The sequence below is a fragment of the Kutzneria sp. 744 genome (assembly GCF_000568255.1).
Classification (GTDB): domain Bacteria; phylum Actinomycetota; class Actinomycetes; order Mycobacteriales; family Pseudonocardiaceae; genus Kutzneria.
In genome coordinates this window covers 4849799-4868797 of record NZ_KK037166.1, presented here as the reverse complement: position 1 = coordinate 4868797, position 18999 = coordinate 4849799, and the positions used below count along the sequence as shown (strand labels likewise).

At 69.1% G+C, this 18999-nt stretch carries 21 protein-coding genes; 14 read left to right on the top strand and 7 right to left on the bottom strand.

Annotation, left to right across the window (positions count from 1 at the left end; translation table 11 throughout):
• The first annotated feature begins 19 nt into the window (after positions 1 to 19).
• Together KUTG_RS21610 and tatB are read left to right on the top strand one after the other, a co-directional pair.
• Positions 20 to 1579 carry a S1C family serine protease gene (locus tag KUTG_RS21610; protein ID WP_043719080.1) on the top strand — a complete coding sequence of 520 codons (1560 nt, stop codon included), beginning with the start codon at positions 20 to 22 and terminating at the stop codon, positions 1577 to 1579.
• Between the two features lie 10 nt (positions 1580 to 1589).
• Positions 1590 to 1982, top strand: coding sequence for a Sec-independent protein translocase protein TatB (tatB, locus tag KUTG_RS21605; RefSeq protein ID WP_043719078.1), 393 nt, complete (start codon positions 1590 to 1592; stop codon positions 1980 to 1982).
• A gap of 145 nt (positions 1983 to 2127) precedes the next feature.
• Here tatB and KUTG_RS21600 read toward each other — a convergent pair whose 3' ends face one another.
• Positions 2128 to 2559: a MarR family winged helix-turn-helix transcriptional regulator gene (locus tag KUTG_RS21600; protein WP_232240887.1), complete on the bottom strand. Its 432-nt coding sequence runs from the start codon at positions 2557 to 2559 to the stop codon at positions 2128 to 2130.
• Positions 2560 to 2714: 155 nt separating this feature from the next.
• Here KUTG_RS21600 and KUTG_RS21595 point away from each other — a divergent pair, with 155 nt between their 5' ends.
• Positions 2715 to 3851, top strand: coding sequence for an Mrp/NBP35 family ATP-binding protein (locus KUTG_RS21595; RefSeq protein ID WP_369794495.1), 1137 nt, complete (start codon positions 2715 to 2717; stop codon positions 3849 to 3851).
• A gap of 24 nt (positions 3852 to 3875) precedes the next feature.
• On the opposite strand, the gene KUTG_RS21590 is transcribed toward KUTG_RS21595, so the two are convergent.
• The 3 genes from KUTG_RS21590 to KUTG_RS21580 all read right to left on the bottom strand — a co-directional run bounded on the left by KUTG_RS21590 (position 3876) and on the right by KUTG_RS21580 (position 6616).
• Positions 3876 to 4679, bottom strand: a complete 804-nt coding sequence (locus KUTG_RS21590) for a phosphotransferase (protein WP_043719074.1) — start codon at positions 4677 to 4679, stop codon at positions 3876 to 3878.
• Positions 4680 to 4779: 100 nt separating this feature from the next.
• Positions 4780 to 5349 (bottom strand): DUF1003 domain-containing protein, encoded by a 570-nt coding sequence (locus tag KUTG_RS21585; RefSeq protein WP_043719073.1) that lies wholly within the window; start codon positions 5347 to 5349, stop codon positions 4780 to 4782.
• Positions 5342 to 6616, bottom strand: coding sequence for a magnesium transporter MgtE N-terminal domain-containing protein (locus tag KUTG_RS21580; RefSeq protein ID WP_043719072.1), 1275 nt, complete (start codon positions 6614 to 6616; stop codon positions 5342 to 5344). The genes KUTG_RS21585 and KUTG_RS21580 overlap by 8 nt, the downstream gene beginning before the upstream one ends.
• A 22-nt stretch (positions 6617 to 6638) precedes the next feature.
• On the opposite strand from KUTG_RS21580, the gene KUTG_RS21575 reads away from it, so the two are divergent.
• A complete protein-coding gene (locus KUTG_RS21575) occupies positions 6639 to 7460 on the top strand; it encodes a PhzF family phenazine biosynthesis protein (protein ID WP_043719070.1) in 822 nt (273 codons plus the stop codon).
• 80 nt (positions 7461 to 7540) lie between these two features.
• Here KUTG_RS21575 and KUTG_RS21570 read toward each other — a convergent pair whose 3' ends face one another.
• Positions 7541 to 8386 (bottom strand): aminoglycoside phosphotransferase family protein, encoded by an 846-nt coding sequence (locus KUTG_RS21570; protein ID WP_198047269.1) that lies wholly within the window; start codon positions 8384 to 8386, stop codon positions 7541 to 7543.
• Positions 8334 to 8699, bottom strand: a complete 366-nt coding sequence (locus tag KUTG_RS53700) for a hypothetical protein (RefSeq protein ID WP_232241469.1) — start codon at positions 8697 to 8699, stop codon at positions 8334 to 8336. Before KUTG_RS53700 ends, KUTG_RS21570 begins: the two co-directional genes overlap by 53 nt.
• A gap of 130 nt (positions 8700 to 8829) precedes the next feature.
• On the opposite strand from KUTG_RS53700, the gene KUTG_RS21560 reads away from it, so the two are divergent.
• Both KUTG_RS21560 and KUTG_RS21555 read left to right on the top strand, forming a co-directional pair.
• On the top strand, positions 8830 to 9780 hold the full coding sequence (locus KUTG_RS21560; protein ID WP_255360892.1) for an HpcH/HpaI aldolase/citrate lyase family protein: 951 nt from the start codon (positions 8830 to 8832) through the stop codon (positions 9778 to 9780).
• A 192-nt stretch (positions 9781 to 9972) separates the two neighbouring features.
• Entirely contained in the window at positions 9973 to 10926 is a 954-nt protein-coding gene (locus KUTG_RS21555; protein WP_043719066.1) for an aldo/keto reductase, read from the top strand.
• On the opposite strand, the gene KUTG_RS21550 is transcribed toward KUTG_RS21555, so the two are convergent.
• Positions 10923 to 11795, bottom strand: coding sequence for an AraC family transcriptional regulator (locus tag KUTG_RS21550; protein ID WP_043719064.1), 873 nt, complete (start codon positions 11793 to 11795; stop codon positions 10923 to 10925). The genes KUTG_RS21555 and KUTG_RS21550 overlap by 4 nt on opposite strands.
• A 13-nt stretch (positions 11796 to 11808) precedes the next feature.
• On the opposite strand from KUTG_RS21550, the gene KUTG_RS21545 reads away from it, so the two are divergent.
• From KUTG_RS21545 to KUTG_RS21515, 8 genes are all read left to right on the top strand, one after another.
• Positions 11809 to 12828 (top strand): aldo/keto reductase, encoded by a 1020-nt coding sequence (locus tag KUTG_RS21545; RefSeq protein ID WP_198047268.1) that lies wholly within the window; start codon positions 11809 to 11811, stop codon positions 12826 to 12828.
• Between the two features lie 238 nt (positions 12829 to 13066).
• Positions 13067 to 13228, top strand: a complete 162-nt coding sequence (locus KUTG_RS58810; protein WP_157494693.1) for a hypothetical protein — start codon at positions 13067 to 13069, stop codon at positions 13226 to 13228.
• Between the two features lie 97 nt (positions 13229 to 13325).
• Positions 13326 to 14522: an acyl-CoA dehydrogenase family protein gene (locus tag KUTG_RS21540; protein ID WP_043719061.1), complete on the top strand. Its 1197-nt coding sequence runs from the start codon at positions 13326 to 13328 to the stop codon at positions 14520 to 14522.
• Between the two features lie 71 nt (positions 14523 to 14593).
• Positions 14594 to 15127: a YflT domain-containing protein gene (locus tag KUTG_RS21535; protein WP_369794648.1), complete on the top strand. Its 534-nt coding sequence runs from the start codon at positions 14594 to 14596 to the stop codon at positions 15125 to 15127.
• Positions 15128 to 15330: 203 nt separating this feature from the next.
• Complete coding sequence (locus tag KUTG_RS21530) at positions 15331 to 16608, top strand: ABC transporter substrate-binding protein (protein WP_043719059.1); 1278 nt, start codon at positions 15331 to 15333, stop codon at positions 16606 to 16608.
• Positions 16605 to 17543, top strand: a complete 939-nt coding sequence (locus tag KUTG_RS21525) for a carbohydrate ABC transporter permease (RefSeq protein WP_052395180.1) — start codon at positions 16605 to 16607, stop codon at positions 17541 to 17543. The genes KUTG_RS21530 and KUTG_RS21525 overlap by 4 nt, the downstream gene beginning before the upstream one ends.
• Complete coding sequence (locus tag KUTG_RS21520; protein WP_043730178.1) at positions 17543 to 18376, top strand: carbohydrate ABC transporter permease; 834 nt, start codon at positions 17543 to 17545, stop codon at positions 18374 to 18376. The genes KUTG_RS21525 and KUTG_RS21520 overlap by 1 nt, the downstream gene beginning before the upstream one ends.
• A gap of 7 nt (positions 18377 to 18383) precedes the next feature.
• On the top strand, positions 18384 to 18999 hold a 616-nt coding region (locus KUTG_RS21515; RefSeq protein ID WP_043719058.1), incomplete at its 3' end, for an ABC transporter ATP-binding protein.

Genomic DNA, 18999 nt, shown 5'->3' with positions numbered 1-18999 from the left:
TGAGGCACACTTCCGGTTGATGAACGAGCAGCCGCCCAGCCCCGAACAGTTGCCGGTGACCCCGGTCTCGGGCGTCGACGACGGCGAGGGCCGCCGCATCGGTCCCCGGCCGCTGGACCGCCCGGCCGTCGATCCCTCGCTGACCGCCCAGTTCGGCCGCCCCGACGGTGTGGACAGCGCCTTCGCGCCGCGCGCCGACACGGCCGCCACCAACGGCGCCATCGCGCTCGCCCCGCCGCCGCCCGAGGCCCTGAGCATGGCCTTCGGCCGCCCGGCCAGCGCCGACGACGTGTTGTTGCAGCGCGCTCCCGGCTCTGTCCCGTACGGCTCCGAGCCGGATGTCGAGCCCGTGTTCTGGCCGGACTCCGCCGACCGCGACCCGTGGCGTGACCCGGGCGCCGGCGCGATCCTCGGCCCGCCGGCCGCCGGCTCCGAGAAGGACGGCGAGTCCACGGCCAAACCGGCCGCCAAGACCGGCCCCATGCTGTCCGTGCCCGAGCTGCTGTTCGGCCGCCGGGTCAAGCCGGTCGCACTGGCCACGCTGGCCGGCGTGGCGCTGCTGATCGGCGTCGGCGGCGGTGTCGCCGGCTGGGGCATCGCGCAGTCCGGCAACCCGCTGACCAGCTCCGTCACGCTGGCCCAGGTCGACGACTCGGGCAAGAAGCCGGCGCCGGGCTCGGTGGCCGACATCGTCAAGCGCACCCAGGCCGCCGTCGTGCAGATCGAGGTCCAGGTCGGCACCGGCGGCGGGCTCGGCTCCGGCGTCATGATCGACGGCGCCGGCTACATCCTCACCAACAACCACGTGGTCTCGGCGGCGGCGTCCGACCCGTCGGCCACGCTGCGGGTGGTGTTCGCCGACGGGACCAAGACCGACGGCAAGATCGTCGGCCGCGACCCCAAGACCGACCTCGCGGTGGTGAAGGTCGCCGTGACCAATCCGACCGTGATCCAGCTCGGCAAGTCCGGCAACCTGTCCGTCGGCGACGAGGTCATCGCCATCGGCTCGCCGCTCGGCCTGTCCAGCAGCGTCACCAGCGGCATCGTCAGCGCCGTCAACCGGCCGCTGCAGGCCGCGGGCGACGGCGGGGACCCGCCGGTCACCTACGACGCCATCCAGACCGACGCCGCCATCAACCACGGCAACTCCGGCGGCGCGCTGCTGGACGACACCGGTGCGCTGGTCGGCATCAACAGCGCCATCCTGTCGGCCGGCGGCCCCGACGGCGGCTCCATCGGCATCGGCTTCGCCATCCCGATCGACTTCGCGCGGCGCATCGCCCAGGGCCTGATCAAGGACGGCCAGGTCAAGCACGCCGACATCGGCCTCAACGCGCGGTCGGTCTCGGCCGTGTCCACCGACGGCGCCCAGGTCCAGAACGTCAAGCAGGGCGGGGCCGCGGCCAAGGCCGGCATCGCCGAGGGCGACGTGATCACCAACTTCGCCGGGCGGACCATCCGCACGGCCGACGAACTCAGCGTCGCGATCATCGAGCGGACCATCGGCGAGACCGTTCGGGTCACGATAGTCAGGCAAGGGCGGCAGATGGTGCTACAGGTCACCACGCAGTCGGATTAGGCTGGGAGACGTGTTCGGAATCAGCGGGGGCGAGCTCCTCGTCCTGATCGTCGCCGGCCTGTTCATCCTCGGGCCCGAGCGACTGCCCGGTGCTGCCGCCTGGCTGGCCAACGGCATACGTCAGGTGCGGGACTACGCCACGGGGGCTCGCGACCAACTCCGGTCGGAGCTCGGCCCGGAGTTCGACGAGCTCCGCAAGCCGCTGGAGGACCTGCGCCAGCTGCGCGAGTTCAACCCCAAACGGGCGTTGACCCGCACGCTGCTGGAGGACTTCCCGACCGAGGACACCAGCTACAAGCCCAACGGCTACCCGGCGGCCGCCGAGCCGCCGGCCGCCCAGCGCCCGGAGCAGCGGCCGCTGTCGCCGGGCGAGCGTCCCCCGTTCGACCCGGACGCCACCTGACCCACGACGCACAGAAGGGGCCTTCCCACTCGGGAGGGCCCCTTCTGCGTGGCTGTGCACAGGGCGGCGTGCGAACGATTGCTAGGAGGACATCGGCCGGCCGGGGCAGGGTCCGGCGGCCGCGAAAAACGCTGCGGTGAGCCCGTCAGGGGGTGTCAGGCAGCGGCGGCGAGGCAGCCGCGAGCTGCTCGCACGTGCGACCGAAGGCGGCGATGGCGGTCTCGTCCAGCGCCTCGACGAAGTGACGCACCACGCCGGCCAGGTGCACGCCGGACGCGCTGCGTAACCGGTCGAGTCCCGTCTGGGTGAGCACGGCCACCACGCCGCGGCCATCGCCGTCGGCCCGCTCGCGCGTGACGAGGCCGGTCCGCTCCAGGCGGTCGACCAGTCGGGTGACACCGGAGCGGGACAGCAGCACGGCGTCGGCGAGCTCCGTCATCCGCATCCGACGTCCCGGCGCCTCGGCCAGCTGCACCAGGACGTCGTAGGACGCCAGCGACAGGCTCTGCTCGGCGACGAGCTCGGTCTCCAGATGTCGGACGATGCGGGCGTGCGCCCGCAGGAATGACCGCCACACGGCTAACTCGGTCCGGGTCGGAAGTCGGGTCCTACCTGTGTCCAGCACGACCCATCATGTTACGGAACGCGTCCAGATGGTCGCGCAGTGCCCCTATCGTGATTCGGAGAACTCCGGCTGACCGGTCGGTAACAACGGCTCGTAGCATGGGTCTCGTGACCCCACTCCCCAGTGCCGACGCCGTGCGGGCCGCCCTCGGCGGCGTCCAGGATCCCGAAATCCGCCGCCCGATCACCGAGCTTGGCATGGTGAAGGACGTCACCATCGGCGAAGACGGCGCCGTGACGGTGGCCGTCTTCCTCACGGTGGCAGGCTGTCCGCTGCGAGACAAGATCACCGCGGACGTGACCGCCGCCGTCAGCGCGGTGGCCGGCGTCACCGGCGTCAAGGTCGAGCTGGACGTGATGAACGACCAGCAGCGCTCCGAGCTGCGCAAGTCGCTGCGCGGCGACGCGGCCGAGCCGGTCATTCCGTTCGCCCAGCCCGGCTCCCTGACCAGGGTCTACTGCGTCGCGTCCGGCAAGGGCGGCGTCGGCAAGTCCAGCATGACGGTCAACCTCGCCACCGCGATGGCCGCCCGCGGCCTGTCCGTCGGCATCGTCGACGCCGACATCTACGGGCACTCGGTGCCCCGCATGCTGGGCGCGACCGCCCGCCCGACCCAGGTCGAGAAGATGATCATGCCGCCGCAGGCCAACGGCGTGAAGGTCATCTCCATCGGGATGTTCGTGCAGAACAACGCCCCCGTCGTCTGGCGCGGCCCGATGCTGCACCGGGCCCTGCAGCAGTTCCTGGCCGACGTCTTCTGGGGCGACCTGGACGTGCTGCTGCTCGACCTGCCCCCGGGCACCGGCGACATCGCCATCTCGGTCGCGCAGCTCATCCCCAACGCCGAGATCCTGGTCGTGACCACGCCGCAGCAGGCCGCGGCCGAGGTCGCCGAGCGGGCCGGCGCCATCGCCCTGCAGACCCGGCAGCGGGTGGCCGGCGTCATCGAGAACATGTCGTGGATGGACATGCCCGACGGCAGCCGCATGGAGCTGTTCGGCTCCGGCGGCGGCAAGACCGTCGCCGACTCCCTGACCAAGGCGGTCGGCTCCGACGTGCCGCTGCTCGGTCAGGTGCCGCTGGACCCGCGCCTGCGGGAATGCGGCGACGCCGGCACCCCGCTCGTGCTGTCCGACCCTGAGGCCCCGGCGGCGAAGGTGCTGACGGAGGTCGCCGCGAAGCTCACGGTGCGCTCCCGCGGCCTCGCCGGCCGTCTCCTGTCGGTGACCCCCGCCGGCCGCTGACCAGGCTCCGAACCGGCCGGCTGCTCACACCAGGGTGCGCAGCCGGCCGAGCCACTCGGCGGCCAGCCGGCGTCCGTCCGGGAGTTGGTCGTCGCGATCCCAGCGCCAGGTGGTGATCATCGCCAGCATCAGGATCCGACACTGCCGCAGCAGGCCCTGATCGACGCCCGGGTAGTGGTCGGCGACCTCGTCCGGGGCGTGGGCGAGGTCGAACTCGACAGGCCCGCGGCAGCAGGTCTCGAAGTCGATGAACAGCGGGCCGTCGCTCGTGGTGAGGACGTTGCCCGGGTGCGGCTCGCCGTGCAGCAGCTGCTCGGGGCCGCCGGTCAGTCGTTCCGCGCCGTCCAGGACGCGGCTGAGCAGGTCTCGCTCGGCGTCCGGTAGGTCCGGGGTCAGGGTGCGGTCGGCCAGCAGCCGCCGGGCCTCCTCGACCCGATCGGTGAAATGCGGCGCGGGGACGTCGAGGTCACGCATTCCGGCGTGCAACCGGTGCAGCGCCTGGGCGAAATCCGTCGGTGAGGCCGGCGGACCCGGTTCGTAGTAGGTCCAGAACGTGATCACGAACCCGTCGCGCTCGTACGGACGAGGCTCCACGCGGGGCTCAAGTGCGGCCGCCGGGCTCCCGACCAGCCGTGACGCGAGGTCGACCTCGAACTGCGCGCTCTGATCCGCCACCGGCGCCACTCGGGCCAGCACGTCGCCCGGCAGCAGCCGCAGGATCACCTTGTTGGAGTTGCTGAGCACGATCGCGTCCTCGACGGCCAGGCCCAGCGCCGCGGCGGTTGACAACGCCGAAGTCACCGCTTTCTGCAGGTCAGAAGCCTGCATCACCCTGCCCTCCGCCCCGTCGACACCCGCCTCGCCCGGCTCTCACCCCGACTGCCAGGTTGATCTGCTCTCCTGGATCGGGGGCAGCTCGATTCGAAGATCAACTCTTGTGCGCGACGGACTCCTCGTCGTCCCACCTCGGGTCGTCCCGGATCTGCTCGGCCGAGGGCGTGGAGGACTTGCGGGTCCGCTCCCGCTTCTTGCCGCCGGCCAGCTCGGCCCGCAGCCGGTCGAGCTCGCCCCGCAGGTAGTCACGGGTGGCCACCTCGCCGACGGCGATGCGCAGCGCGGCCAGCTCCCGGGCCATGAACTCGGTGTCCGCCTTGGTCTGGGCGGCCCGGGCCCGGTCCTCCTCCAGCGAGATCCGGTCCCGGTCGTCCTGACGGTTCTGCGCCAGCAGGATCAGCGGGGCGGCGTACGCGGCCTGGGTGGAGAACGCCAGGTTGAGCAGGATGAACGGATAGGGGTCCCACTGGAGGCTGAGCATGAACAGGTTCAGCGCGATCCAGATGATCACGATCAGCGTCTGCCAGAACAGGAACTTGCCGGTCCCCAGGAAACGGGCCAGCCGCTCGGAGAACCGGCCGAACGCCTCCGGGTCCACCTCGATGGCCCACCGCCGGGGCGCGCGGGGCTGGTCGAGCCGCCGGCGCGAGGTCAGCTCAGGCATTGGCGACACCCTCCTCCTCGTGGTGCAGGGTCTCCCGCCAGTCCTCGGGCAGCAGATGGTCCAGCACGTCGTCAACGGTGACCGCGCCCAGCAGGTGGTCCTCGTCGTCCACCACGGGCGCGCACACCAGGTTGTAGGTCGCGAAGTACTTCGTCACCTCGATGAGGGACGCGGTCGGCCGCAGCCGGGGCAGGTCGGCGTCCAGCGCGCCGGCGACCAGGCTGGACGGCGGCTCCCGCAGCAGCCGCTGAAGGTGCACGCAGCCGAGGTACCGGCCGGTGGGAGTGGCGGTGGGCGGCCGGCAGACGAAGACCATGCTCGACAGGGCCGGGGTGTGCTCGGGATTGCGGGCCCGGGCCAGCGCCTCGGCGATGGTGGCGTCCGGGGTCAGCGCGACCGGCTCGGGCGTCATCAGGCCGCCCGCGGTGTCGAAGGAGTACTCCAGCAGCCGCTTGACCGGCGCGGACTCCTCCGGCTCCATCAGCTCCAGCAGCCGGTTCTTGTCCGGCTCGGACAGCTCGGACAGCAGGTCGGCGGCGTCGTCCGGGTTCATCGCCTCGAGGATGTCGGCCGCGCGCTCGTCGTCGAGGTGGCCGAGCAGATCCTTCTGGTCGTCCTCGGGCAGCTCCTCGATGACGTCGGCCAGCCGCTCGTCGTCCAGGGCGTCGGCGACCTCGTACCGGCGCTTGATCGGCAGGTCGCGCAGGGCGTTGGCCACGTCGGCGGCCCGCATCCGGTCGAACTGGGCCAGCAGCTGCTGGGCGCCCTGCGGTTGTGAGGACAGCTCGGCCATGCCGAGGCCGGCCACGTCCTCCCAGCGCAGCACCTGCACCGGGCCACGGCGGCCCAGCCGCCCCGTTCGCTCTCGGACGGCCACGCGGCTGATCTCCCAGTCGCGGGTGCGGGTCGGCTCCATGGCGGCGTCCATGATGACGGCGCTGACCGTGCCGCCCTCGATGCCGACCCGGGCGTCCAACAGTTGCCCGACGGCAACAACTTCGTTGGGGCGCTGGTGGAAGTGGCGCATGTTCACCGAACCGGTGGACAGCACCACGGCGTGCGGCTCGATACCGGCCACCCGCAGCATCGGCACGAAGATGCGCCGCCGGGTCACCAGCTCCACCACGATGCCCAGCACCCGCGGCGGCAGGCGGTCCGCCCGGAGGCTGGCCACCACGTCGCGCACCTTGCCGATCGCCTCGCCGTCCGGGCCGAATACCGGCAATCCGGCCAGTTGGGCGACAAAAATCCTGTCTGTGGCTGCCACAGCCAAAGGCTAACGTTGTCCCGTGCCGACGCTGCGTTTCGACGTCCTCGACGTGTTCACCGACACCCCCTTCTCCGGCAATCAACTCGCCGTGGTCCACGGCGCCGACGAGCTGTCCGCCGAGCAGATGCGCACCATCGCCGCCGAGTTCGGCTACGCGGAGACGACCTTCCCGCTGCCGCCGACCCAGCCCGGGGCCGACTACCGGGTGCGGATCTTCACGCCGGCCGAGGAGCTGCCCTTCGCCGGCCATCCGAGCGTCGGAACCTCGTGGCTGCTGGCCCGTGACGGCGTGATCGGCGTCGGGCCGGCGGTCCAGGAGTGCCTGGCCGGCCTGCTGCCCGTGGTCGTCGACGCCCGTGGCTCGCGGATCAGCGGCGGCAAGCGGACGGTCGGCACCCGGTTGGATCGCGCCGCTGTGGCGGCCGCTGTCGGGTTGACCGTCGACGATCTGTCCGATGTGGACCCCGGTCATGCCGGTTGTGGCCTGGAATTCGCCTACTTGGGGGTTAAGCCCGATGCCGTGGGCCGGGCCGTCGCCGACCGGGCGGCGATGCGGGCCGCCGGCGTCGACCACGGCGTGGAGGTCTTCTCCCTGGTCGACGGCGAGGCCCACGTCCGGATGTTCGGCTACCAGGGCGAGGACGCCGCCACCGGCTCCGCCGCGCTGGGCCTGTGCGTGTTCGCCATCGACCGCGGCCTGATCGCCGAGACGGCCGACATCGTTGTGCGCCAAGGCATCGAGATGGAACGACCGTCCACTCTGTACTGCTCCGTCACCCCCGACGCCGCCACCGTCCGCGGCGACGTGGTCCACATAGCCAGCGGCCAACTCACCTTTTGAACCGCGAGTCCCGCTCTCGGGCAATCATGATGCAGGTTCCGAACCTCACACATGGTTGCCTGACAGCGGGACTCGCGGTGTCAGGTGGCGAGGGTGGTGGCTATGGACTGGCAGGTGGTGTTGACCCAGCCGTCGGCCTGGTGCCAGTTGACGACCGCGGAGACGAAGGACCAGGCCCTGGCCTTGTCGGCGTCGAGCTCCTCGATCTCCACCAGCAGGTCGAGGCGGTGCTGCACGCGATCGGGCTCGAAGCGGTTCCACAGCAGCGTGGCCAGGCCGAACTCGGGGTCGCCGACCAGCACCTTGGGGTCGATCACCAGCCACGGCTCGCGGTCGCCGGCCAGGATGTTCTCGAAGTGCTGGTCCTCGTTGACCATCACGGTGTCCGAAGCCGGCCCCAGGGCGCGGCAGATGTCCACGGCCTCGTCGATGATCCGGCGCGGAATGCCCTCGGCGGTCGGCAGCTGTTCGGCCCAGCGGCGGGCATTGGCCCGCAGGGTGCGCATGCCGTCCGGGCCGGGCCGCCGCAGCCGTCGGCGCAGGTCCCCGGCGATCAGCAGCGCTTCTCCGATGGGTTGGCCGGTAAGGGTTTCCGGGTGCAGCCGCTCCAGCAGCAGCACGCCTTCGTCGCCGCGATGGTCGAGCAGCCGCACGGCCCCTTCACCGTCCCACATGGACAGTGCAAGCCACTCGTGCTCGGATTCCTCGTGCGGCAGACCGAGTTTGAGCATCGCCGGTGTGCCGTCGGCCCGTCGCACCGGCTGCACCACGCTGCAGAACCCGTTCAGCGGCGCGCCGGCCGGCGTCAGGTCCCAGCGGTCGAGGTATTCGGCATACAGCTCCGGCAGGCCGAGTAGCCAGCGGGTGGCGTTGTCATCGCCCCAGCTCAGCACCGTGTCCGTGAAGTCCTTGGGAATCCGGATCAAGTCGGTACACCTCAGTCCAGGCCGGCTCGGCGTTGAGTCTGGCGGCCCGGAGCGCGTCCGTCACCTCTTTTTCCGGCTCGACCAGGGCGGCCGTGGCGCGGACGTCGGCCAGGTGAGAGTGCGTGGTGGGGGAGCGAACCGTGATCGTGCAGGTCACGCCGTCGCGCAGGCCCGGCACCTGCTGCTCGTCGCCGCCGACCGCCACCCACAGGGCCCCGTCGCGCCACAGCGCCCACACCAGCCGTGGGCCCGAGTCCACGGTGATCCACACGGCTGCGGCCTTGCGTAGGGCGTTGTCGAGCAGACGGGTCATCTCCACCGGTTCAGCTTCGCACGGGGCTGTGACGGGTGACTCAGCGAATGGCGGGCACCCTCCGGCCGTGCCAGCATCGCCGTAAGTTACCGGTCAGTACCGAGCTGACTTCCTCTTGGGAGGTACCGCCGTGCCGCGTCCCCGCCGATCCTGCCTCGCCGTCCCCGGCTCCAGCCAGAAGATGATCGACAAGGCCCGGACGCTCCCGGCCGACCAGGTCTTCCTCGACCTGGAGGACGCCTGCGCGCCGCTGGCCAAGCCGGACGCCCGCAAGACCATCGTGGCCGCGCTCAACGAGGGCGGCTGGGGCGAGCGGACCCGGGTGGTGCGGGTCAACGACTGGACCACCGAGTGGACCTACCGGGACGTCGTCGAGGTCGTCGAGGGGGCCGGGGCCAACCTGGACTGCCTGATGCTGCCCAAGGTGCAGACCGCGCAGCAGGTGCAGGCGCTGGACCTGCTGCTCACCCAGATCGAGAAGACCATGGGCTACGAGGTCGGCCGCATCGGCATCGAGGCCCAGATCGAGAACGCCCGCGGCCTGGTCGAGGTCGACGCCATCGCCACCGCCTCGCCCCGGGTCGAGACCATCATCTTCGGGCCGGCCGACTTCATGGCCTCCATCAACATGAAGTCCCTCGTCGTCGGCGAGCAGCCCCCCGGCTACGACGTCGGCGACGCCTACCACTACATCCTCATGCGCATCCTGATGGCCGCCCGCGCCAACGACGTGCAGGCCATCGACGGCCCCTACCTCCAGATCCGCGACGTCGACGGCTTCCGCCGCGTCGCCGGCCGCGCCGCCGCCCTCGGCTACGACGGCAAGTGGGTCCTGCACCCCGGCCAGATCGACGCCGCCAACGCCGTCTTCAGCCCCGACCAGTCCGACTACGACCACGCCGAGAACATCCTCGACGCCTACGAGTTCTTCACCTCCGACCGCGGCGGCCAGCGCGGCGCCGTCATGCTCGGCGACGAGATGATCGACGAGGCCTCCCGCAAGATGGCCCTCGTGATCGCCGGCAAGGGCCGCGCCGCCGGCATGACCCGCACCGACAAGTGGACCCCGCCGACGGAGTGATCCGGCGGAGGGATCTCGGCCTCTTCACCATTTCGGGCTTGGCCGACTCGGGCGTGAGTCGTGGAGAACATCCGCGCCTTCGGCGATGTCACCGGGGTCGGGAGTATTAGGCATGCGATGTGAAGGAACGGGCAGGCGGCGCGGTCCTGGGGGTGGATAAGGTGACCACCTCCAAAGGAAGGCGTCAGCGAAATGAGAGAGGTCGATCTCGGATCGGCGGGCCTCCGGGTGCCCGCGATCGGATTGGGCTGCATGGGGATGTCGGAGTTCTACGGCTCGTCATCGGAGGCGCAGAATCTTCGCGTTCTCGATCGGGCGGCCGACATCGGGTGCACGTTCTGGGACACGTCGGACATGTACGGCCCGTTCACCAATGAGATCCTGTTGTCGAAGGCGATCAAGGGCCGCCGCGACCGAATCACCTTGGCGACGAAGTTCGGCGTCTCCCGCGACACGGACGGCGGCTGGCAAGGTGTCAGCGGGCGGGCGGACTACGTGAAAGCTTGTTGCGATGCCTCGCTGGAGCGCCTCGGGACCGACCATATCGACCTCTACTACCAGCATCGCGTCGACCCCGGCACGCCGATCGAGGAGACGGTCGGCGCCATGGCCGAACTCGTCGCGGCGGGAAAGGTGCGCTACATCGGCCTTTCCGAAGCGGACGCGGAAACCATCGATCGCGCCCATGCGGTGCATCCCGTCAGCGCACTCCAGACCGAGTACTCGCTGTGGTCGCGACACGTCGAGGTCGACATTCTGCCCACGATCACGCGCCTGGGCATCGGATTTGTCGCCTACAGCCCGCTTGGTCGAGGCTTCCTGTCGGGGGCGATTCGGTCGCGGGCCGACCTTGAGCCCGGCGACTGGCGATTGGCGAATCCGCGGTTCACCGAGGAGGCGATCGCCACGAACAGCCGGTTGGCCGCCGGGGTTTCCGACATCGCGGCGGAGATCGAGGCCACCGCCGCACAGGTGGCATTGGCCTGGGTGCTGTCGCGCCATGACCCGCTTGCGGCGATACCGGGGACGCGGAAAACCGAACGCCTGGCGGAGAACTGGGCGGCAGCCGACGTGACTCTGTCGACGGAGCACCGGCGTCGGCTCGAGTCCCTTATCGATGATGGTGTGGTCGGCAGTCGGTTCTAGCCGGTCGCGTCGGCCAGGTCCTGGCTCGGGGGAAACCCGAACTTGCGCGTGTACTCGCGGCTGAACTGGCTCGGGCTCTCGTAGCCGACGTCGTAGGCCGCAGTGGTCACCATGGCGCCGCCCGTCTTCAGCAGCCGCCGCGCCTCAAGCAGGCGAAGCTCCTTCTGGTACTGCAGCGGCGTCGTCGATGTGATCGTCTTGAAGTGCTTGTGGAACGACGTCGCGCTCATGCCGACCCGTCGCGCGAGATCCGGCACGGAGATCGGCGAGCGGATGTCGTCGCGAATGTAGCCGATAGCGCGGGCGATCGCGCTCGCATTGCTGTCGCGGCGAACGAGACTGCGAAGCATGCCGCCGAAAGGAGCTGTCAACAGGCGGTAGTGGATTTCCTTCGCGGTGAGCGTGCCGAGTACCTTCGCGTCCGCGGGTGTGTCGGCGATCGCCAGGTATCGGAACAAAGCGTCCAACAGCCCGGGATCGGCCTGATGAGTCTCCGCCGTGCGGGCGTGGTCATCGTCGAGCGCTGAGTCGGCGATGCTGTCGTGGAGTTCTCTGATCGAGGCGACGTCCACTTCGAGCACCAGTGCAAGATAGGGAGCCTGCGTGATTCTGGACCACACCGGCAGGTCGTGACTCACGAGGAGGCACTCGCCCGGGCCGAGCGACAACGTCCGCTCACCGGTCGTCACCTCTTTCCCGCCTTGCAGGACCAGACACAGGACGGGTTCGTACAGCGAGGCTTCCAAGGTGCCCACTGAGCTGTGTCGGAGAATTTGGAGGCCGTTGATCGGCCGGACGACCTGGTGACGGCCATTCGCGGCCATCGGCAGACGACGGGAAGTGTCGTCGACGAGTCGTTCCAGGTGCACGGTTCGGCCTCCGTTGACGTCCCGGCAGGGCCGCTGGGACCAGGGCATTCTCTCAAAAATGTGTATGAGCGGGCAAGCCGTTTCGGTGGGCTGCCGGTCGAGTGTCAGGGAGAAACGAATGAGAACCACAAAGCTGACCGCGGGTGTCGAAATGCCTTACCTCGGCTTCGGCACGTACCTCATCGAAGACGGCGCGGTTGCCGCGGCGGTGAGTGAGGCTATTCGCGCCGGCTACCGCCACATCGACACCGCGGAGGGCTATCAGAACGAATCGGGTGTAGGCATCGGCATCAGGCAGGCGCGCGAGTCCGAAGCGCTGGCGCGGAGCGATCTTTTCGTCACCACGAAACTCTGGCCCGGGAATCCGGCCTGGGGGCAGCCGGCGAAAACCGTCGAAGCCACGGTGGCATCGCTCGACGAGAGCCTCGAACGGCTCGGGTTGGACTACGTGGACCTCTACCTGATCCACGTGCCGATCGAACGCGAGCACCGACTCGCCCAGTGGCGCGGTCTCGTCGAGTTGCAGCGGCAGGGCAAGGCGCACGCGATCGGCGTCAGCAACTTCGGCATCGGGCACATCGAGGAGCTGACCGCGGCCGGCCTGCCCGCGCCGGCGGCCAACCAGATCGAGCTTCATCCGTGGTCGCAGAAGCCCGAGCTGGTTCGCTACCTCCTGGACAACGCGATCACGCCCATCGCCTACAGCAGCCTGGTGCCGCTCGCCACCTGGCGCACCGCCGACGGGCACGACAGCGCGAAGTCGGACCAGATGAAGGTCGACGGCGCGCAGGCGGACGCCCCGTTCAAGGTGATGGCCCGGAAGTACGGCGTCGGTGAGGCGCAGGTCCTGCTGCGCTGGGCCGTCCAGCAGGGGTATCCGGTGCTGCCGAAGAGCACCGATCCCGACCGCGTCCGGCGCAACGCCGACATCTTCGGCTTCGACATCGATGACGAGGACATGGCGGCGATCGAGAAGATGGATCGCGGTGACGGGGTGGCCTGGGCGACGGGCGATCCCACGACGGCTCCGTGAGCCGGATGTCCTTCGGGGCAGCATTTCGGGACTGGGGAGCCGGTGGTGTACCGCGTTCCTGGCCTTGCCGATGTATTCGGCACCGCTAGGAACGTGTTACCGTTTGTGAGCCGGATCAAAGATCAGACTACGGAAATCGTGGTATTCGGTCACTGGGCGTGTTTGATCACGGTGACATAACGCACAGAAGGCAACCTTGGTTTGCGTTGGACCCCCGGTATCGGTTCAGGCTGGGGTCATGTCCAAGCACTCGAGAGGGATTCACCTGTTCCGCCGTCGGCGCCACGACGATCTGCTGGAGCGCAGTTTCGTGCCCTGTGGGGGATGCGCGCAGCCGGTGTACGTGTTCGCGGAGCAGTGCCGGTCCTGCGGCGACGCGGTGCAGGTGCGGGCCAGCTGAGCAGCTGAACCGATCGGGTGAGCACCTTCACAGGGTGAGACGTCGGCTGGTTGGGGATACTCACCGGTAACCAGTCAGCGACGACAAGGGGACGACCATGGCCCGGCTCGCCCAGACCGCCGGTCTCACCGAGGTGCAGCAGGAGATCCTGAGCACGGTTCGCGACTTCGTGAACAAGGAGATCATCCCGCACGCCCAGGCCCTTGAGCACGACGACGCCTACCCGACCGACATCGTCGAGGGCATGAAGGAGATGGGGCTGTTCGGCCTCACCATCCCCGAGGAGTTCGGCGGGCTCGGCGAGTCGCTGCTGACCTACGCCCTTGTGGTGGAACAGATCGCGCGCGGCTGGATGAGCGTCTCGGGCGTGATCAACACGCACTTCATCGTCGCTCACATGATCAAGCAGCACGGCACGGACGCGCAGAAGGCGCACTACCTGCCGAAGATGGCCACGGGCGAGATCCGGGGCTCCTTCTCCATGTCGGAGCCGGACCTGGGCTCGGACGTGGCGGCGATCAAGACGCGGGCCAAGAAGACTGGCGACGGCTACGTCATCGACGGCCAGAAGATGTGGCTGACCAACGGCGGCACGTCCAACCTGACCGCCGTCCTGGTCCGCACGGACGAGGGCGCGGACAAGCCGCACAAGAACCTGACGGCCTTCCTCGTCGACAAGCCGGTGGGCTACGGCGAGGTGACGCCCGGCCTGACCATCCCGGGCAAGATCGCCAAGATGGGCTACAAGGGCGTCGACACCACCGAGATGGTGTTCAGCGGCTACGAGATCGGCGCGGACCAGGTCCTCGGCGGCGCCACCGGCAAGGGCTTCGCGCAGATGATGGACGGCGTCGAGGTGGGCCGGGTCAACGTGGCCGCGCGGGCCTGCGGCATCTCGATCCGGGCCTTCGAGCTGGCCATCGAGTACGCCCAGCAGCGCAAGACCTTCGGCCACCAGATCGCCGACCACCAGGCCATCGCCTTCAAGCTGGCCGAGATGGCCACCAAGGTCGAGGCGGCGCACCTGATGATGGTCAACGCGGCTCGGCTCAAGGACTCGGGCCAGCGCAACGACGTCGAGGCCGGCATGGCCAAGCTCATCGCCTCCGAGTACTGCGCCGAGGTCACGCAGGAGTCGTTCCGCATCCACGGCGGCTACGGCTACTCCAAGGAGTACGAGATCGAGCGCCTCATGCGCGAGGCCCCCTTCCTGCTGATCGGCGAGGGCACCAGCGAGATCCAGAAGACCATCATCAGCCGTGGGCTGCTCCGGGAGTACCAGTCCCGGGGCTGATGCGGCACGCCCGGTTCGCGTGGTTCGTTGGTCGTGAGGACAATGGGAGACCACCGACCGTGAACGGGGTGATATCGGTGACGAGTTCGTTCTCATCGCCGGACCGACAGGCCGGTCCGCCGCGCCTGCCGACCAAGCCGACCGGCTGGCCGATCGGCTCCTACGAGGAGTACGGCCAGGCCCAGCGCGCCGTCGACTTCCTGGCCGAGAGCGAGTTCCCGGTGCAGGACGTGACCATCGTCGGGGTCGACCTGATGCTGGTCGAGCGGGTCACGGGCCGGTTGTCGTGGCGGCGCGTGCTCGGCGCCGGCGCGGCCTCGGGCGCCTGGTTCGGCCTGTTCGTGGGCGTGATGCTGAGCCTGTTCACGGGCGGCCAGCAGACGGGCGGCCTGCTGCAGATCGCCGTCTGCCTGGTGCTGGGTGTCCTGTTCTTCACGGTGTTCGCGGCTGTCGGCTACGCCTCCACGCGGGGTCGGCGGGACTTCCAGTCCTCCAGCCAGCTGGTCGCGGGCCGCTACGACGTGCTGTGTCAGCCACGCAACGCCGAACAGGGCCGGGATCTGCTGGCCAAGCTGGCCATGCGGCCGGCGGGCGGCGCCGTGTGAGGTGACCGCGGGCGGGCATTGGTACATCCGGGGAATAGGCACGCCCGGTGTCTGAATCGTTGCCCCGATCGCTTGCGGCTGCCAAAACACCGGCCATAGGTTGCCACCACCGCACAACGGGGTGCCGCAACTGGTCTGGTGGACTTCTGGTCCGCCGGTAGGCGCGCGGGTTCGGCCCCCTGGAGCGAAGGGAGGCAGGACCGATGGCACAGCCAACCGGCCGGCGCCCGGGGTGGGGACGGGGCGCGGTGGCACTGGCCGCCGCGACACTGGCCGCACCACTGGTGGCCGCCTGCGGAGGCAGTGCCGGCGGGGGAGTCACGCTCACCGTGTACTACCCGCCGGAACAGCACTTCCAGAACGTCATTGACCAGTGCAACGATCAGGCGAACGGCGCCTACCACATCGTCGATCTGACGGCCCCGCGCGACGCGGACGGCCAGCGCGAGCAGATGGTGCGAAGACTGGCGGCCGGGGACACCAGCCTGGACATCCTCGGCGTCGACGTGACGTGGACGCCGGAGTTCGCCAGCGCCGGCTGGATCGTGCCGTGGACCGGCGCGAACGAGGCCGAGGCGAAAAACGACGTCCTCGCCGGGCCGTTGGCCTCGGCCACCTTTGACGGCAAGCTGTTCGCCGCCACCAAGCACACCAATGTGCAGCTGCTGTGGTACCGCGACGACCTGGTGGGCAAGCCACCGTCCACCTGGGACGAAATGATCGCCGACGCGCAGCAGTTGAAGTCGCAGAAGAAGCCTTACAAGATCAGTTTCACCGGCGCCCAGTACGAGGGCCTCGTCGTCGGCTTCAACACGCTGACCGCGTCGGCCGGCGGCAAGCTCGTCTCCGACGACGGCACCAAGGCGGTGGTGGACGACGGCGCGGTGCAGGCCCTGGCGATGCTGAAGAAGTTCGCCACCTCGGGCGTCACCGACGCCGGCCTGTCCATCGCGCAGGAGCAGCAGACCGCGCTGCTGATGGAGAACGGGGACGCGGCCTTCGAGCTGAACTGGCCCTATGTCTACGCCGCCATGCAGCAGGACAAGCCGGATCTGTTCTCGCACTTCAAATGGACCCGCTACCCGAGCATGACGCCGGGCGGGCAGTCCCGGGTCACCATCGGCGGCGAGAACCTGGCCATCAGCGCCTACTCGCAGCACAAGGACGAGGCCTTCAAGGCGGCGCTGTGCCTGCGCAGCCCGAAGATGCAGGACTACTCGGCGGTCAACGACGGCGTGCCGCCGACGGTGGCCAGCGTGTACGACGCGCCGGACATGGCCAAGGCGTACCCGATGAAGGACGACATCAAGGCGGAGTTGGCCACCGCGGCCAGCCGGCCGATCACGCCCGCCTACCAGAACGTCTCCACCATCATGCAGAACCTGCTGTCGCCGCCGTCGGCCATCAACCCGCAGAGCACCGCGGCCGCGATGAAGCAGGCGATCCAGGACGCGCTGGACTCCAAGGGGGTGCTCCCGTGAGCCAGACCATCGACACGGCGCGGCCGGCCCATCGGGCGAAGGCGAAACCCGTGCTGAGTGAGGGAAAGCGGGCCGAACGGCGGCTGGGCCTGCTGCTGTGCGCGCCGGCGGCGATCGTGATGTTGGCGGTCACCGGCTGGCCGATCATCTACTCCGTCTGGCTGTCGTTGCAGCGCTACGACCTGAGGTTTCCCGGCAAGCAGGAGTTCGTCGGGCTGGCCAACTACGGCACCGTGCTGTCCAACGGCTACTGGTGGACGGCGTTCGGCACCACCGCGCTGATCACCGTGGTCTCCGTGGTGATCGAGCTGGTGCTGGGCATGGCGCTGGCCCTGATCATGCACCGCACGCTGGTCGGCCGCGGACTGGTACGCACGGTTTCCCTTATCCCGTACGGAATCGTCACGGTGGTGGCCGCGTTCAGCTGGAAGTTCGCCTGGACGCCGAGCACCGGCTACCTGGCCACCCTGATGGGCTCGGACACCGCCGTGCTGACCCAGAAGCTGCCGGCGCTGAGCGCGATCGTGCTGGCCGAAGTGTGGAAGACCACGCCGTTCATGGCCCTGCTGCTGATGGCCGGGCTGGCGCTGGTGCCGGACGACCTGCTCAAGGCGGCCTCGATGGATGGGGCCGGGGCGTGGCAGCGGTTCACCAGGGTGATGCTGCCGGTGATGAAGCCGGCCATCCTGGTGGCGCTGCTGTTCCGCACCCTGGACGCGTTCCGCATCTTCGACAACATCTTCATCCTCACCGGCGGCTCGCAGGGCACCGGCTCGGTGTCCATGCAGACCTACGACAACCTGATCCGCGGCCTGAACCTGGGCATCGGCTCGACCATGTCGGTGCTGATCTTCATCGCGGTGGCGGTCATCGCCTTCGTGTTCATCAAGGTGTTCGGCACCGCCGCGCCCGGTTCCGACTCGGGGAGGCGTTGATGGCCGTCATCACGACCGGCAAGCGCGTCCAGTGGACGATCATCGACGTGATCGTGGTCGTCTACGCGCTGGTGCCGGTGCTGTGGACACTGTCGCTGTCGTTCAAGTCCAAGGCGACGATCGGCGACGGCTCCTTCATCCCCAAGGAATGGTCCTTCCAGAGCTACCTGGACATCTTCAAGACCGACGACTTCCTGCTGGCGCTGGTCAACTCCATCGGCATCTCGCTGATCGCCACCGCGATCGCCGTGGTGCTGGGCACGATGGCCGCCTACGCCATCGCCCGGCTGGACTTCCCCGGCAAGACCGTGCTGGTCGGATTCTCCTTGCTGGTGGCCATGTTCCCGCAGGTGTCGCTGGTGTCGCCGCTGTTCTCCATCGAGCGCTCGCTCGCCCTGTTCGACACCTGGCCCGGCCTGATCCTGCCGTACATCACCTTCGCGCTGCCGCTGGCCATCTACACCCTGTCGGCGTTCTTCCGGGAAATCCCGTGGGAGCTGGAAAAGGCCGCGAAGATGGACGGGGCGACGCCGGGGCAGGCGTTCCGGCGGGTGATCGCGCCGCTGGCCGCGCCGGGTGTGTTCACCACCGCGATCCTGGTGTTCATCTTCTGCTGGAACGATTTCCTGTTCGCCATCTCGCTCACGGCGACCACCCGTTCCCGCACGGTGCCCGCGGCGCTGCAGTTCTTCACCGGCGCGTCCCAGTTCGAGGACCCGACCGGGCAGATCTGCGCGGCGGCCGTGGTGATCACGATTCCCATCGTGCTCTTCGTCCTGTTCTTCCAGCGCCGCATCGTGGCGGGGCTGACCTCCGGCGCCGTGAAGGGGTGAGGCCGGTATGGCCGAGATCGTTCTGGACAAGGTGACCAAGCGCTACCCGGACGGCGCGCTGGCCGTGTCCGAGGTCGACATCGAGATCGCGGACGGCGAGTTCATCATCCTGGTCGGGCCTTCGGGCTGCGGCAAGTCCACCACGCTCAACATGATCGCCGGGCTGGAGGACATCACCGGCGGCGAGCTGCGCATCGGCGGGCAGCGGATGAACGAGCGGGCGCCCAAGGACCGGGACATCGCCATGGTGTTCCAGTCCTACGCCCTGTACCCGCACATGACCGTGCGGGAGAACATGGCCTTCCCGCTGGTGCTGTCCAAAATGGACAAGGACACGGTCCGTCACAAGGTCGAGGAGGCGGCCCGGATCCTCGACCTGACCCCGCACCTGGACCGCAAGCCGGCCAACCTGTCCGGCGGCCAGCGGCAGCGGGTGGCCATGGGGCGGGCGATCGTGCGCAGCCCCAAGGCGTTCCTCATGGATGAGCCACTGTCCAATTTGGACGCCAAGCTGCGCGGGCAGATGCGCACCTCGGTGTCGCGGCTGCAGAAGCACCTGGGCACGACCACCGTGTACGTCACGCACGACCAGACCGAGGCCATGACGCTGGGCGACCGGGTCG

Coding starts and splice junctions, on each gene's coding strand:
- KUTG_RS21585 (WP_043719073.1), bottom strand. CDS start 5,349: ATGCCTGAGCTGACCTCGCGCCGGCGGCTCGACCAGCCCCGCGCGCCC.
- KUTG_RS21530 (WP_043719059.1), top strand. CDS start 15,331: ATGGCACAGCCAACCGGCCGGCGCCCGGGGTGGGGACGGGGCGCGGTG.
- KUTG_RS58810 (WP_157494693.1), top strand. CDS start 13,067: ATGTCCAAGCACTCGAGAGGGATTCACCTGTTCCGCCGTCGGCGCCAC.
- KUTG_RS21520 (WP_043730178.1), top strand. CDS start 17,543: ATGGCCGTCATCACGACCGGCAAGCGCGTCCAGTGGACGATCATCGAC.
- KUTG_RS21555 (WP_043719066.1), top strand. CDS start 9,973: ATGAGAGAGGTCGATCTCGGATCGGCGGGCCTCCGGGTGCCCGCGATC.
- KUTG_RS21590 (WP_043719074.1), bottom strand. CDS start 4,679: ATGCAGGCTTCTGACCTGCAGAAAGCGGTGACTTCGGCGTTGTCAACC.
- KUTG_RS53700 (WP_232241469.1), bottom strand. CDS start 8,699: ATGACCCGTCTGCTCGACAACGCCCTACGCAAGGCCGCAGCCGTGTGG.
- KUTG_RS21540 (WP_043719061.1), top strand. CDS start 13,326: ATGGCCCGGCTCGCCCAGACCGCCGGTCTCACCGAGGTGCAGCAGGAG.
- KUTG_RS21610 (WP_043719080.1), top strand. CDS start 20: ATGAACGAGCAGCCGCCCAGCCCCGAACAGTTGCCGGTGACCCCGGTC.